Raw genomic sequence first — 14061 nt, forward strand, 5'->3', positions numbered from 1 at the left:
GGGAAAATCTGCTATCATGCTTGATTGCGTCAATTCACATGGTCATCAATTTTTTTGGCAGCAAATATATTTTTCGAGGTACGCCATGATAGTATTTATGGGAAAAGACAAAGCTGACTCGGCCCACATCCGCCAACGCAACCGCCAGGCCCACGTGGAACGCCTGAAAAAATTCCATGAGGAAGGACTGATCGCCTTTGGTGGTCCCCTGAAGGACGACAGCAACGAAAACATGATCGGCAGCCTGATCCTCTTCCATACCGACTCACTGGATATGGTGAAGGAGATCATGGAAGACGACCCCTATACCCGCGAAGGACTCTTTGAAAGCACGCAGATCCACCGCGTCGACAAAGTGCTCACCTCCCCTTTATGAAACGCGTCTGGATCAAGCCCAAGGCACGCAAGCACATTGTAGGCGGCCACCCCTGGGTGTTCAGTGGTGCCATTGCCCGCACGGAAGAGCCCCTGGATGCCAGCGATACGGTGGCGGTCTACGAGGGCGAAGCCTTTCTTGGCTGCGGCCTCTACAATCCCGACAGCCAGATTCGCATCCGCATGTTTTCCCGCCTTGAACGCGAGTGCGACGGCGCTTACCTCGAACAGGTGCTGCGCGAGGCTCAGTCAAGGCGTCTGGAACTGCTGAACCCCGCTCAGACCAACTGCTATCGCCTGCTGAACTCCGAAGGTGACGGTGTACCCGGCCTGGTGGTGGATATCTACGACAGCGTGGCGGTGCTGCAGATCACAACTGCGGCCATGGACGCCCGACGCACCCAGATCGTGGAACAGCTGCGCCTGGTTCTGGAGCCAATTGCCATTATCGAGCGCAGCGATGGCAGCGTCCGCCAGATGGAGGGCCTGGCCCCTTCCAGCGGCGTCCTGTGGGGTACCCTGCCGGAAAGCCTGCAGGTGCGTGAAAACGGCATCACCTATGTGGTGCAGCCCCTGGAGGGACAGAAAACCGGATTTTACCTTGACCAGCGCGATAACCGCCTGCTGCTGCGCCACCTCAGCCAGGGGCGCGAGGTGCTCAACTGCTTCTGCTACACGGGGGGGTTCTCCCTCAATGCCCTGAGAGGCGAAGCCAGCCTGGTCAAAAGCGTCGACGTCAGCGCCACCGCCCTGCACCTGCTCAGTACCAATATACGACTGAACCAGATGGACGACTCGTCCCATATCATGGTCAAGGAAGATGTCTTCGACTTCCTGCGCAGCGATCAGGAGCAGTATGACACCATCATTCTCGACCCGCCCCCTTTCGTGAAACGCGCGGACAAGATCGCCCAGGCTGAAGCCGCCTACAAGGACATCAACCTGCTGGCCATGAGGAAACTCCGCCCCGGCGGGCATCTGCTGAGCTTCTCCTGCAGTGGTCACATGGATATTCAGCGCTTCGAGGAAGTGCTGCGCTGGGCCGCCATGGACAGCGGCAAGACGGTACGAGTTCTGCAGCGGCTCGGCGCTGGCATGGATCATCCCCGAATCCTGGGCCACCGCGAAGGGGAGTACCTCAAGGGATTTCTGCTGCAGGTTCAGTAGAAATTCTTTTTCTCTTTACAATTCCATATTCACTCGTGCTCCGGAAAAGCGTATGCTGCCCACGCATGCTGCCGCTGACTCCAGGGCACGCCAGCACGTCGGGCGATACCGCACGCGCTACCGTCACACAAGGGTACCCACATGAAACTCAATTATGACAAGCACAATGGCGAAATAGAAACGCTCATCGAAGGGCTGATCGCCATGACAGGCTGCCAGAAAAACACCGAGATCATTCGCGAAATGATTCTCAGCGCCCTGAAAGCCGCCGGCGATAACATGGGGCGAGGTGATCTGAAGATTATCAACAATACCATCAAGGAGATGCGCTACTCCTTCAATCTCTTCGCCAGGTACACCGACAAGCGCAAGGTCACCGTCTTCGGTTCAGCACGCATCAAGGACAATGAGCCCGCTTACGAACTGGCGCGGGAGTTCTCCCGCAAGATATCCCAGTGGGATTACATGGTCATCACCGGTGCCGGTGGAGGCATCATGCAGGCGGGCAATGAGGGCGCGGGAACCGACAACTCCTTCGGCGTCGGCATCGACCTGCCCTTTGAACAATCGGCCAACCAGTGGATTCACAACGACATCAAGCTCATCAACTTTAAGTATTTTTTCACCCGCAAGGTGAATTTTCTCAAGGAAGCCAGTGCCGTGGTGCTCTTCCCCGGCGGCTTCGGTACCCACGATGAGGCCTTTGAAACCCTGACCCTGGTGCAGACGGGCAAGTCCAATATCATTCCGGTCATCTTCATCGACCCCACCGGCAACAACCTGTGGCGCGGCCTGGAAGAGTACATGCGCGTGCACCTCTACCGCACCGGGCTGATCAGCGAAGACGACATGCACCTGTACACCATCATGAACAGCATCGATGACGCCATCAGCGAAATACTCCACTTCTACAAGCGCTTTCACTCCTACCGCTACGTACGCGATCACCTGGTTATCCGCATGAACTCGCCCCTGACGGCAGAGCAGCTGGATTTCCTGAACCACGATTTCAAGGATATCCTCGTCTCGGGCACCATTGAAGCCACCGGACCGCTCCCCGAAGAACAGGAAGAAGCCGGAACCCTGCACCTGCCGCGGCTGAAACTGCACTTTGACCGCCGCAGCCTCGGCCGGCTGCGACTGCTGATCGACATGCTCAATGGCTTTGAGATTCGGGAGGATCAGGCCCTGGAAACGCAGGAAGGACCATCCATATGAACACTCCGACCATGAACATCCAGACCATCGACCTGGTCTGGCAGGCGGGCACCATCATCCGCAACTTCATCAGCAAGCCGAAGGACATCCACTTCAAGGGCGAAATCGACCTGGTCACCTCCGCCGACCTGGCCGTGGAGGAGTACCTGAAGCGTGGACTGGCGGAACTCTTTCCCGACTACACCATTGTGGCGGAAGAGAGCGCCGATATCTCCTCGGGCAAAGCCCCTGCCAGGGCCATCTACATCGACCCCATCGACGGCACCACCAACTTCGCCCACGATTTCCCCTTCGTGGCCATCTCCGTGGGGGCCTTCCGCGATGGCCAGCCGGAATGGGGCATTGTCTACAACCCCTATAACGATGAACTCTACCACGCCGCCAGCGGTCAGGGCGCCTATCTCAATGGCAGTGCCATCGGCGTCAGCTCCACTGAAGTCTTCCGCCAGAGCCTGCTGGCCACCGGCTTTCCCTACAGCGTGGTGGAGTCCCCGCAACGCCGCCGTCTGCTGTTGGATGTGCTGGACCGTGTCCTGCAGGGCACCCAGGGAGTGCGCCGCTGCGGCAGCGCGGCCCTGGATCTGTGCTTTGTGGCCAGAGGTGTGCTGGATGGCTTCTATGAGTGGGGCCTGAAACCCTGGGATATTGCCGCCGGCATCGTCATCCTGCAGGAAGCGGGTGGCCGGGTCAGCGACACCGCCGGCCGCGATCACGACCTCTTCACCGATGGTATCATCGCCACCAACGGACATATTCACGAAGCGCTGCACCAGTGCATCGCCTCTGCCACAAGGACTCCATAATGGCCATTTTCAGTAAAAACGCCTCCCTGTTTTTTTTCCAGAAGGTCAATGACCTCATTTTCAAGCTCATGGTTCCCCTGGTGGTCATCGCCCTGATACTGGGTTTCGCCAATATCTTCATCGACATCTCCAGCCTCTTCACCCGCGACATCACCGTAGCCCAGGCGTTTCCCGTGGTGGTTACCAACATCCTGTCCATGTTCATCGTCATCGAACTGTTCAAGAGCATTGTGGAATACTTTGAAATCAAACGCCTCAAGCTGACCACAATCATGGATGTCGCCATCGTCTTCATGCTGCGGGAAATCATGATCGCCGTCTACGCCCACAAGCTCAGCGCCACCGAGATCGGCCTGCTGGCCCTGACCCTGCTGGTCATCGGCATCACCCGCACCCTGACGATCGTCTTCACCCCTTACAGCGAAAATGGCGCGACGGAGAGGCTGCGCCGTAAATTCGGACTGGACAAGGAAGAAGCCCCCTAACTCCCCCTCGCCTTCGTTTCACCGGCAAGGAGTCGCCATGTCCCTGGATCTGCACCACCTCAGCCCCATAGCCGCCATCGATCTCTTTGTGGAGCACTATAACCGTGCCATTGGCAGTGGTGAACGCCACCCCATGGAAATCATCCACGGCTATGGCTCCAGTGGCGAAGGGGGCGTGATCCGCCGACACCTGCACCGCCTGCTGGCAGCCCACCCTGAACACCTCACCTTTGAGCCCGCCCCCGGAGGCAACCCCGGCGCCACCATCGTCCTTCCCCGCAAACCACTCCCTTCAACGACCAGCCTGCTGGCCAGCGAAATACTGGAATACTGCCAGAACCCGAAGACCAAAGAGAAAATAGCGGGAAAATTTCGCCAGCACGGCGACGCGAAAGTGATTGCCGCCATCAGCAGCCTGCAGAAGGAAGGGGCGTTGAAAATGATTCAGAAGGGAAAGCACAAATGCTTTGTGGAGCGCAAGGAATAAACCGCAACGCTCAGTCTGCCACCATGTCTGTGAGAAGTGAGGCGTACTTCCTGTACGTCGCAGCAACGAGCACTTGTGAGCAACGCCGCAGATGAGGGCTTTTCAGCAGCCTGACAGTCGGCGTGTCCTGGTTGGGAAAGAACACGGGGGAAAGACAGAAGCAGGCTGTTCCCCCCTGAGCCCGTCCGGTGAGTGCGACGCCTGGCTGGCAAGACCCGAAGGGACACTCACAGGAAGTGAGTGGTCCGGCAGCACTGCAGGGATGCAGGGGTCAGGCAACGCAAAGAGGCCCAGGTGCAAGGCGCGGGCAAAGCGAGGAGCGAGGCGTACTCCCTGTACGTCGCAGTGACGAGCGATGCCCGGCAACGCAGCAGATGGGCCTCTTTGAGCAGCCTGCTGCCGGATCTCCAGAACAGGCGAGCAGGCGAGCCGCAAAAACGGGCGTTCGGGGGGCGGTTTTTTTGGTCCTTTTTTGGCCGCACCAAAAAAGGACAGGAGAAATTGAAGCAATTTACTCACATCAAATAACCGTTATTTAACGCTTTACATCCAAAGCAAAGGATGAAAAACGTACGTTACAGCCCCTGGCCCGCTGGTACATGTGCAGAAACCGGGCAGTTCAGGCCCGCGTTCTGCCCGGCCACATCGCAGCAGGGCTGGCAATCGTGTTCATCTCCATCTTCAATGGGGAAGATAAAGACATCGTCGGGATCAAGGCTGACGCAGAGCTTGGTGCCGTCTGGGTGGGGGAAGCGCCCGCTGATACGGGCGTGAACGTGCATAGGACAGGAAGGGGCGCAGTATTCCAGGCGCAGGTGCACCAGTGTGCTGCCCACGAGCATGCGCGAGGCGGTCACTTCGCCGATGACCCCGTGGATATCGCACTGGGCGATGTCCAGTCGCAGGGAGTCCGGGCGAAAGAGGACATCCACAACGGTATTGTCCTGAATGTGCTGAGCATCCAAAGCCCCGAAGGGTGTCGCGACCTTCCCCTGGCACACCACTCCTTCGATACGGTTCACATCGCTGAAAAACGTTGCCACAAAGGCGTTGACAGGGCGGTAGAAGAGGTTCACGGGGCCATCCACCTGGACGATGACTCCCTTGTTCATCAGGGCGATGCGATCACCCATGAACATGGCTTCCTCGGGGTCGTGGGTGACCATGACCGTGGCGACGCCACTGTGTTTCAGCACGTGCAGGGTCTCATCGCGCACCTGGGAACGCAACCGCGTATCCAGACTGGAAAAGGGTTCATCCAGCAGCACGATACTGGGACGTGGTGCCAGGGCGCGGGCCAGGGCAACCCGCTGCTGCTGCCCGCCGGAAAGCTGATGCGGGTAAGACTTCGCGTAGGCGCTCATGCCAACGCGCTTCAACGCTTCCATGGCCCGGTTGTTGCGCTCCTCCCGCGACCTGATACTCACCAGGCCAAAGGCGGTGTTCTCCAGGACGCTGAGGTGGGGGAAGAGAGCAAAATCCTGAAAGAGAAAGCCGATGCCACGCTTTTCCGGTGGGGTATGGGCGCTGGAACTGGCAACCGTAGAACCGGCAATGCTGATGGTCCCCTGCTGCAGCACCTCCAGCCCCGCAATAAGGCGCAGCAGGGTAGTTTTGCCGCAGCCCGAAGGGCCAAGCAGGCAGATGACCTCACCGGCGGCCACCTGCAGGTCAACCCCTTTCAGTACTTTCAGATCACCATAGGCGTGGTTTACACCGCGTATATCGAGAACCTGAGCTTCACTTTTCTGGCTCATGTGCGTTTTCCTCCTGGACGGGAGCGGGCTATGGCCACGCTGATCAGTATTACGGGAATTATCCCCACGGCCACAATGGCCAGAGAAGAGCTGGATGATTCGATGAGAAAACCATCATTGGCCATTTCATAGGAGCGTATGGCTAAAGTCTCCAGGCCGAAGGGGCGCATCATGAAGGTGGCGGGCAGCTCTTTCATGACGTCCACAAAGACGAGAATGGCCGCGGTGAGAAGGCTGCCACGCATGATGGGCGTATGGATCCTGCGCAGCGTCTGCCCGGCTGTGTGGCCAAGGGTGCGGGAGGCGCCATCCATGCTGTAGGTGATCTTGCCCAGGCTGGCTTCAATGGTATTGAGGGAGACCGCCAGAAAGCGCACCACATAGGCGAAGATCAGGGCGGTCCAGGTGCCGGTCAGCAGCAGTCCGGTGGAAATGCCGAACCACTGGCGCATAAAGCTGTCGAGGGTGTTATCAAAAAACGCGAAGGGGATCATGACGCCCAGGGCAATCACCGCGCCGGGAACGGCATATCCCATGCTGGCCAGGCGCACGGCAAAGCCCATGGACTTCCCAGGCTGCAGTCGCTGGCCATATGCCAGCAGCACGGCAACCCCAACGGCAAAGAGCGAGGCAATGCCCGCCAGGGCAAAACTGTTCCTGGCCATGACCACATAGCGGCTATCCACAAATCCCCAGGAAATCACGGTCCAGTAGGCCATGGCTCCCACGGGCAGCAGAAATCCGAAAAAAACGGGGAGAAAGCAGAGAATACAGGCCGCCGCAGCTTTGAAGCCGCTGAGCTGATAGCGACTGATGCTGCGATAGGAGCCGGCATTGTTGGTGGTCTTTCCTTTGCCACGGGACCAGCGCTCCAGGGCGATGAGCACGAAGATGAACACCATGAGCATGGCACCCAGCTGCGCTGCGGCTGCCACTTCCCACATACCGAGCCAGGTGCGGTAGATACCAGTGGTAAAGGTATCGACGGCGAAAAAATCCACCGTGCCAAAGTCGTTGAGGGTTTCCATCAGCACCAATGCCAGGCCACCGGCAATGCCGGGGCGGGCCATGGGCAGCGCCACCTGGAAAAAACTGCTCCAGGAGCTGCGTCCAAGGGTACGACTGGCCTCCAGTACACTGATGGACTGTTCCAGAAAGGAGGCGCGGGAGAGCATGTATACGTAGGGATAGAATACGAGGGTCATCATGATGATGGCACCGGGCAGGGAGCGTATTTCGGGAAACCAGTATTCAGCGGCGCTGCGCCAGCCGAAAGTTTCCCGCAGCAGGGTCTGCACCGGCCCGGCAAAATCCAGCAGCCCGGTGTAGGTAAAGGCGATGACATAGGCCGGAACTGCCAGGGGCATCAGTAAAGCCCACTCAAAGAAGCGACGGCCGGGAAAACTGGTCATGGTCACCAGCCACGCGCAGGCAACGCCGATCAGCAGGGTTCCTGAGCCGACTCCCACCATCAGCCACAGAGAATTGGCGATATAGCGGGGCAGTACGGTGGCGGCCAGGTGGCTCCACAGTTCGCTGTTAGGCACAAAAATATACCCCAGCACCACCAGAACCGGTGTTGCCACAAGCAGGGCAACGATCCAGGTGGCCAGGGCCCAGGGAGAAAAAAAGCGACGACGTTGCATATTCATGGGAAGCTCATTCCAGATAACCCGTAATTGCGGTGCATCTCCCCGTGAAGTGTACGGGAGAAATGATAATCCGCTGACAGGGCAATACCCAGCCAGCGGAAAACCACAAAACTATACAGGGAAAGGTGGAAAATTACCAGAAATTAACGCCAGCCCACCCGATCCATAATGCGCACGGCCTCGGCCTGGTATTTCTCCAGTTCGGAGAGGTTCAGGGTATCGGCCTTGAACTCGCCGAAGCTCTGAATGGGACCGGAGAGGACAGCGCTGGGATTGACGGGATATTCGTTATTGTGTTCGGCGTAGATGGTCTGGGCCTTTTCACTGGCGAGGAACTCGATCAGTTTGATGGCGGCACCCACATTGCGCGAGCTCTTGGTCACTCCGGCACCGCTGAGGTTCATATGGGCACCGCGATCATCCTGATTGGGCCAAAGCATCGCCACCTTTGCCACCACATCCTTATCAGCCGCTGCGTCAGAGGCAATCAGACGACCGAAGTAATAGGTATTGGCAATGCCCACATCACACTGTCCGGCGGCAACGGCACGAATCTGGGCAGTGTCGTTGTCCTGGGGCTGACGGGCAAAGTTGTTTACCAGTCCGCGAGCCCACTCTTCCGCTTTGGCGGCTCCGTGGTGCGCAATCATGGCTGCCATGAGGGACTGGTTGTAGACATTGGACGAGCTGCGCACACAGATGCGCTTGCCCAGTTTCGGGTCAGCCAGCGCCTCGTAGCTGGATATCTGTGCGGGATCAATGCGATCGGGGGCGTAGTAAATCACCCGGGAACGGGCCGAGAGTCCGTACCACTGGCCATCGGCATCGCGATAGTGGGCAGGGATGCTGACATCGAGAATGTCCGACTCTATGGAGCGCAGCACGCCGGCTTGCTTGGCAGCCACCAGATTGCCGGCATCCACCGTAATCAATACGTCAGCCGGACTGTTGGCACCCTCACGCACCAGGCGCTCCAGCAGGCCGCCGGCCGCTCCGGTCAGCAGACGGTAGTCGATGCCGGTTTCCCGTTTAAACTCCTCCAGCAGGGGTTCCATCAGATGAGTCTGACGATAGGAGTAGACGTTGACCACCTGGGACCAGGCAACCGCCGTACAGACCAGAGCCAGCAGAACAGAATACAGTATTTTCTTCATGATACACCTCCAGAGCGCTAAATTGTTAACCGGAAAACAGATCGCCGCAAAAACGCGGCCTTATTTCAGCGCGCTAAGTTACTTTACATATTAAAACATGTCAAGCGATTCCGAACGAGACACGATGCACCAAATTTCGCGGTTCCGCGGAGCAATTCCACATATCTCCACAGTCCGCCCCACCACCGGGTGCCGATCATAAAAAACATTTACAGTATGACGCTTTTCGCTTATAAAATATAGTTTCCGCAGGACATGAGTCTGCCACACCATCCTTTTTTCGGAGTCGCCATGCTTGACATATTCAGAACGATCAAAGGCAAACTCTTTCTTTTCCTGGTTTGTGCCGCCATGGGAACATTCATCCTGATCGGCATCTCCCTGAGCACCCTCCATGGAACCCTCAAAGAGACCCGCGAGGTGACCATCAAGCAACTGGCTGAGGTGGGGCACGGCGTCCTGGCCCACTACCACCGCCAGGCCACCGAAAACAAGATGAGTATGGACGAAGCGAAAGCCGCCGCTCTCACGGCAATAAAATCCCTGCGCTACGAGGGGCAGGAGTACTACTGGATTAATGACATGCAGCCGCGCATGATCATGCACCCCATAAACCCCCGCCTGGACGGCCAGGATCTGAGCTCCTTTGAGGATCCCACCGGCAACCGCCTCTTCATGGAATTTGTCCGCACCGTGCGCGAAAACGGACGGGGTCACGTCAATTATCTCTGGCCCAAACCCGGCCATGACACCCCCGTGGAAAAAACTTCCTATGTCATCGGTTTCGAGCCCTGGGGCTGGATCATCGGCACCGGTGTCTATAACGACGACATCCAGTCCGCCTTCTGGTCAGAGGTCGGACGCATGACCATATTCGTAGCCGCCCTGGTGATCGTCTTCTTTATCCCCATGGTCCTGCTGCTGCGCGCCATCATGGGCTCCGCCAACCGTATTGCCGCAGTGTCCATGGAACTCTCCCAGGGCGAAGGCGACCTGACCCGCCGTCTGCCCATCCAGGGGCGCGACGAACTCACCGAGGTCAGTCGCTTCATCAACGCCTTCCTGGAAAAGACTCAGCAGACGGTCATTAACGTGCGCAACTCCGTGGAAGGTGTCGCTTCCGCCAGCGAGCAACTCAGCAGCACATCCTCCCAGATGTCATCCAGCATGGGGCAGCAATCAGAAACCATTACTCAGATTGCCTCGGCCATACACGAGATGTCCCACACCGTCGGCGAAGTCTCCCGTAACATGGGTGACGTGGAAAATAATGCCAACATGGCCCTTGACGCCGCCAAGGCGGGTGGGGAAATTGTCCAGCAGTCCACCAGCGAAATGGAGGGCATCGCCCGCGAAGTAGATGAAACCGCATCCTTCGCCCAATCCCTGGAAGAGAAGAGCAAGCGGGTTGAGGAAGTGATTCAGGTCATCAATGATATCGCCGATCAGACCAACCTGCTGGCCCTCAATGCTGCCATTGAAGCTGCCCGCGCCGGCGACGCAGGACGGGGATTTGCCGTGGTCGCCGACGAAGTTCGCAAGCTGGCGGAACGCAGCACCAACTCCACCCAGGAGATCATCGAGATCGTCAAAACCATTCAGTCGGGCGTTAATCAGGTCACCAGATCCATGGGAACCGTCAACGACCGCGTTCAGCACGGCGCGTCTCTCTCCCGTCAGGCTGACGAAGCATTCACCACCGTACTGCAGGGCATGGAAAACCTGCAGCAGCTTATAGAACAGAACGTGGCCGCTGTTGAACAGATGGCCAAGACTTCCGAGCAGATCACCGAGGATGTTCAGTCCATATCAACAACCTCGGAAGAGACCGCGAAGGCCTCGGAAGAGGTGGCATTCGCGTCCCGGGACCTGGCCAGACTCTCAGCAGACGTACAGCATCATCTAGATGCCTTTAAAGTGGATGATGATTCCCGAAAACACAGCATGAAATTAATACCAAGGGGTTGAACATGAGCAGCCTGAGCCAAGAAAAACAAGCCATTCTCCTGGAAAGCGGCACCAACGAACTGGAGATCATTGAGTTTCAGCTACGCAAGCAGATGCCTGATGGTCAGGAAAAAATCGCCCACTACGGCATCAATGTCGCCAAAGTGCGCGAAATCATCAAGGTACCTGAGACCACCGAGTACCCCAACGCGCACCCCAGCGTTGTCGGCATCTTCAACCTGCGCGACCGCCTCATTCCCCTGGTGGATCTGGCCCACTGGCTGAAAATTCCCGTTCACGACGACCTGCAGAGCAAACGGGTCATCGTCACCGAGTTCAACAAGATGTTCAACGGCTTCCTGGTAGACTCTGTCAGCCGCATCTACCGCATTTCCTGGGAAAACGTGGAATCACCCAGCCAGTTCCTGGAAAGCCGCGAGAGCGACTGTGTCGTTGCCGTGGTTCGCATGGAGAACCGCCTCATCATGATTCTGGACTTCGAGAAGATCATTGCCGACATCAACCCCGAACAGAGCATGGAACGCTACGACGTTTCCCTGGACAAGCGGATTCTCCAGGATGAAGCCATGGTTTCGCGCCGCCAGGCCAAGACCCTGCTGGTTGTCGACGACTCCGCCTTTATCCGCAAGCTGATTGAAACCACCCTGCGCACCGCTGGCTATAATGTACTGGCCGCCCAGGATGGCGCAGAGGCCTACGATATTCTCATGGAATTTGAACAGACTGCCAAATCCGAACACCAGCCCATATCCGAACTGGTCAGCCTGCTCATCAGTGACGTGGAAATGCCGCGCATGGACGGCATGCACCTGGTCAAGCGCCTGCGTGAACGCGATGCCTACGCGGATCTGCCTATTCTGATGTTCTCCTCCATCATGAGTGAAGAAAACCGCCGCAAGGCCCTGGCCATCGGCGCCAACGACACCATCACCAAGCCGGAAATCGGCCGCCTGGTTGAGCTGGCCGACAAGTTTATCTTCGGCCACTGAAGCCCTTTTCCCGAACGTACAAAAGCCCGGTGGAAATTCCACCGGGCTTTTTTTGTGCAGGATACAGCGAAAAGCGTATCAGCGCTTGGAGAACTGGTGTCCCCGACGGGCCTTGTGGCGACCGTACTTCTTGCGCTCGACAATACGCGCGTCGCGGGTAAGAAAGCCACCGCGCTTGAGATCAGAGCGCAGGTCCTTGGTAATTTTGGAGAGGGCTCTGGCAATGCCAAGGCGCAGGGCGCCGGCCTGACCAGACAGTCCACCACCGCTTACGGTGGCGTACAGGTCAAACTTCTCCAGGTTCTTCGTGAGGCTGAGGGGCTGCTTTGCCACCATTTTGACCGTTTCGCGAGCAAAATACTCTTCAAAAGGGCGATGGTTGACGATCATCTTGCCATTTCCCGGTGTAAGCCATACACGGGCAATGGAGGCTTTTCTTCTTCCTGTAGCGTAGTATCGTTCCGACATGTATGCTCCCTCGGCTTAAAAATTCAATGGTTGGGGATTGGCACCGGCATGGGGATGCTCAGGACCGGCGTATACACGCAGCTGCTTGATCATCTTGTCAGCCAGTTTGTTTTTCGGCAGCATGCCCTTTACGGCTTTGGTGATTACCTCTTCGGGCTTGCGGGCCAGCAGGTCCTTGTAGGCCTCTGCCTTCAGACCACCGGTATACCAGGTGTGGTGGTAGTAGACCTTCTGCTCGGCCTTGCGCCCGGAAACTTCAATTTTGTCAGCGTTGACCACAACAACATAGTCACCGTCATTCATGTGGGGAGTAAAGGTAACTTTATGCTTGCCGCGCAGAATACGCGCAATTTCAGTACTCAGGCGACCAAGGCTCTTGCCTTCGGCATCAACCAGGTACCACTTTTTCTCGATATCTCCCTTGGAAACATAGGTCTTCATCGCAACCTCTTCTTATGATGGGCAATAATTTACCGTACATCTGAACTGTGCCAGTAAACGGGGGGAAAACCGGCCCAGATCGGACTCTTCTCTGGTCCCACCTGTGTAAAACCGAAAAACTATATCCTCAAGTCAATGCAATGTCAAGGGGTTGAACGCGTATTTTGATTTCCATTGCCCAGTTGAAGCAGCAGGGGTGGAAGCTGATCCAGGATTTCCACAGAACGCACGCTCACCTGCTGGCGTGGGCGGTTACTCATATCCACGCGCACCTTGCCAATCGCCTCAACCACATCCATGCCAAAGAGCACCTGACCGAATACGGTATGCTTGCCCGTCAGCCAGGGAGTCCCATCCAGGGTGATAAAAAACTGCGAACCATTGGTACCCGGTCCGGAGTTTGCCATGGCAAGGGCGCCCTTTACCAGCGGACGCGAAGGCAGATTCTCACTATATTCGTAACCAAGGTTCACATAGGCGTCTTTGAGACTCATGGAGAAGAGGGTCCTTTCCACTTCCTCGCGGCGCGCGTCAAGTTCTTCCTGGGAGCTGATGCCCAAAGCGAAGATCAGGGGAAGAACCACCAGCTGCTGGAACTCTTCCTGGGAATTGACCCCCAGGGAGGGATGGGGCAGGTAACCGCCCTGCACCACTTTTTCCTTGTCGAGCCCCAGGGCACGGGCATTGATTTCATCGGCGAAAGAATAGCCGGGGCCGCCGGTTCCGGTACCCGTGGGATCACCTCCCTGAATCATAAAGCCATCGATGACGCGATGAAAAATCGTGTTTTCGTAAAAACCGGTTCTGGCCAGCTCCATAAAATTCTGGACCGTGCGGGGAGCGGCGGCGGGAAACAGTTCAATATAGATATCGCCCATGGTGGTGTGAATATGCGCAATGGGGTTCTCGGGATTCTCGCGGACTGGCAGCACCTGCCCCTGGGCAGCCCACGCGGGCAGTGCCAGCAACAGCAACAGAACAACCTGAATCATTCTCAGCATGATACATCTCCATATTTTTGAGTTAAACTCCTGCGCAGCCATGAACAGGCTGCAAAAGCCCTTCGCCCGTTACCAGCATGGCTTCGGCAAAGGCAA

14 protein-coding genes are annotated in these 14061 nt (G+C 57.2%); 8 read left to right on the forward strand and 6 right to left on the reverse strand.

Translation table 11 applies throughout. The features are described 5' to 3' along the window. Window positions 1–85: 85 nt before the first annotated feature. From SELIN_RS15285 to SELIN_RS10725, 6 genes are all read left to right on the forward strand, one after another. Window positions 86–376 carry a YciI family protein gene (locus tag SELIN_RS15285; RefSeq protein ID WP_013506682.1) on the forward strand — a complete coding sequence of 97 codons (291 nt, stop codon included), beginning with the start codon at window positions 86–88 and terminating at the stop codon, window positions 374–376. After that, the gene (locus SELIN_RS10705; protein WP_013506683.1) at window positions 373–1542 is read left to right on the forward strand and encodes a class I SAM-dependent rRNA methyltransferase; all 1170 of its coding nucleotides are present in this window, start codon (window positions 373–375) and stop codon (window positions 1540–1542) included. Before SELIN_RS15285 ends, SELIN_RS10705 begins: the two co-directional genes overlap by 4 nt. Window positions 1543–1683: 141 nt before the next feature. Then, entirely contained in the window at window positions 1684–2760 is a 1077-nt protein-coding gene (locus SELIN_RS10710) for an LOG family protein (RefSeq protein ID WP_013506684.1), read from the forward strand. Further along, complete coding sequence (locus SELIN_RS10715; protein WP_013506685.1) at window positions 2757–3563, forward strand: inositol monophosphatase family protein; 807 nt, start codon at window positions 2757–2759, stop codon at window positions 3561–3563. The genes SELIN_RS10710 and SELIN_RS10715 overlap by 4 nt, the downstream gene beginning before the upstream one ends. Continuing rightward, window positions 3563–4048 carry a phosphate-starvation-inducible PsiE family protein gene (locus SELIN_RS10720; protein ID WP_013506686.1) on the forward strand — a complete coding sequence of 162 codons (486 nt, stop codon included), beginning with the start codon at window positions 3563–3565 and terminating at the stop codon, window positions 4046–4048. The genes SELIN_RS10715 and SELIN_RS10720 overlap by 1 nt, the downstream gene beginning before the upstream one ends. Window positions 4049–4085: 37 nt before the next feature. Continuing rightward, entirely contained in the window at window positions 4086–4535 is a 450-nt protein-coding gene (locus SELIN_RS10725; protein ID WP_013506687.1) for a Smr/MutS family protein, read from the forward strand. A 575-nt stretch (window positions 4536–5110) separates the two neighbouring features. Here SELIN_RS10725 and SELIN_RS10735 read toward each other — a convergent pair. The 3 genes from SELIN_RS10735 to SELIN_RS10745 form a co-directional block, all read right to left on the reverse strand. Beyond that, window positions 5111–6292, reverse strand: coding sequence for an ABC transporter ATP-binding protein (locus tag SELIN_RS10735; protein ID WP_013506688.1), 1182 nt, complete (start codon window positions 6290–6292; stop codon window positions 5111–5113). Beyond that, window positions 6289–7944: an ABC transporter permease gene (locus SELIN_RS10740; RefSeq protein WP_013506689.1), complete on the reverse strand. Its 1656-nt coding sequence runs from the start codon at window positions 7942–7944 to the stop codon at window positions 6289–6291. Before SELIN_RS10740 ends, SELIN_RS10735 begins: the two co-directional genes overlap by 4 nt. Window positions 7945–8087: 143 nt before the next feature. After that, window positions 8088–9098: a Fe(3+) ABC transporter substrate-binding protein gene (locus SELIN_RS10745; RefSeq protein ID WP_013506690.1), complete on the reverse strand. Its 1011-nt coding sequence runs from the start codon at window positions 9096–9098 to the stop codon at window positions 8088–8090. A 291-nt stretch (window positions 9099–9389) separates the two neighbouring features. Here SELIN_RS10745 and SELIN_RS10750 point away from each other — a divergent pair, with 291 nt between their 5' ends. Together SELIN_RS10750 and SELIN_RS10755 are read left to right on the forward strand one after the other, a co-directional pair. Beyond that, window positions 9390–11066 (forward strand): methyl-accepting chemotaxis protein, encoded by a 1677-nt coding sequence (locus SELIN_RS10750; RefSeq protein ID WP_013506691.1) that lies wholly within the window; start codon window positions 9390–9392, stop codon window positions 11064–11066. 2 nt (window positions 11067–11068) lie between these two features. Then, complete coding sequence (locus SELIN_RS10755; protein WP_013506692.1) at window positions 11069–12055, forward strand: chemotaxis protein; 987 nt, start codon at window positions 11069–11071, stop codon at window positions 12053–12055. A 78-nt stretch (window positions 12056–12133) separates the two neighbouring features. On the opposite strand, the gene rpsI is transcribed toward SELIN_RS10755, so the two are convergent. The 3 genes from rpsI to SELIN_RS10770 all read right to left on the reverse strand — a co-directional run bounded on the left by rpsI (window position 12134) and on the right by SELIN_RS10770 (window position 13965). Next, window positions 12134–12523, reverse strand: coding sequence for a 30S ribosomal protein S9 (gene rpsI / locus SELIN_RS10760; protein WP_013506693.1), 390 nt, complete (start codon window positions 12521–12523; stop codon window positions 12134–12136). 15 nt (window positions 12524–12538) lie between these two features. Beyond that, window positions 12539–12964: a 50S ribosomal protein L13 gene (gene rplM / locus SELIN_RS10765; RefSeq protein ID WP_013506694.1), complete on the reverse strand. Its 426-nt coding sequence runs from the start codon at window positions 12962–12964 to the stop codon at window positions 12539–12541. A 143-nt stretch (window positions 12965–13107) separates the two neighbouring features. Beyond that, entirely contained in the window at window positions 13108–13965 is an 858-nt protein-coding gene (locus tag SELIN_RS10770) for a peptidylprolyl isomerase (protein ID WP_013506695.1), read from the reverse strand. Window positions 13966–14061 lie beyond the last annotated feature (96 nt).

Source organism: Desulfurispirillum indicum S5, from assembly GCF_000177635.2.
In the GTDB taxonomy this organism is placed as follows: Bacteria; Chrysiogenota; Chrysiogenetes; order Chrysiogenales; family Chrysiogenaceae; genus Desulfurispirillum; species Desulfurispirillum indicum.

Excerpts from the sequence above, each read along its gene's own strand:
- SELIN_RS15285 (WP_013506682.1), top strand. The coding sequence starts at position 86 with ATGATAGTATTTATGGGAAAAGACAAAGCTGACTCGGCCCACATCCGC.
- SELIN_RS10705 (WP_013506683.1), top strand. The coding sequence starts at position 373 with ATGAAACGCGTCTGGATCAAGCCCAAGGCACGCAAGCACATTGTAGGC.
- SELIN_RS10710 (WP_013506684.1), top strand. The coding sequence starts at position 1,684 with ATGAAACTCAATTATGACAAGCACAATGGCGAAATAGAAACGCTCATC.
- SELIN_RS10715 (WP_013506685.1), top strand. The coding sequence starts at position 2,757 with ATGAACACTCCGACCATGAACATCCAGACCATCGACCTGGTCTGGCAG.
- SELIN_RS10720 (WP_013506686.1), top strand. The coding sequence starts at position 3,563 with ATGGCCATTTTCAGTAAAAACGCCTCCCTGTTTTTTTTCCAGAAGGTC.
- SELIN_RS10725 (WP_013506687.1), top strand. The coding sequence starts at position 4,086 with ATGTCCCTGGATCTGCACCACCTCAGCCCCATAGCCGCCATCGATCTC.
- SELIN_RS10735 (WP_013506688.1), bottom strand. The coding sequence starts at position 6,292 with ATGAGCCAGAAAAGTGAAGCTCAGGTTCTCGATATACGCGGTGTAAAC.
- SELIN_RS10740 (WP_013506689.1), bottom strand. The coding sequence starts at position 7,944 with ATGAATATGCAACGTCGTCGCTTTTTTTCTCCCTGGGCCCTGGCCACC.
- SELIN_RS10745 (WP_013506690.1), bottom strand. The coding sequence starts at position 9,098 with ATGAAGAAAATACTGTATTCTGTTCTGCTGGCTCTGGTCTGTACGGCG.
- SELIN_RS10750 (WP_013506691.1), top strand. The coding sequence starts at position 9,390 with ATGCTTGACATATTCAGAACGATCAAAGGCAAACTCTTTCTTTTCCTG.
- SELIN_RS10755 (WP_013506692.1), top strand. The coding sequence starts at position 11,069 with ATGAGCAGCCTGAGCCAAGAAAAACAAGCCATTCTCCTGGAAAGCGGC.
- rpsI (WP_013506693.1), bottom strand. The coding sequence starts at position 12,523 with ATGTCGGAACGATACTACGCTACAGGAAGAAGAAAAGCCTCCATTGCC.
- rplM (WP_013506694.1), bottom strand. The coding sequence starts at position 12,964 with ATGAAGACCTATGTTTCCAAGGGAGATATCGAGAAAAAGTGGTACCTG.
- SELIN_RS10770 (WP_013506695.1), bottom strand. The coding sequence starts at position 13,965 with ATGCTGAGAATGATTCAGGTTGTTCTGTTGCTGTTGCTGGCACTGCCC.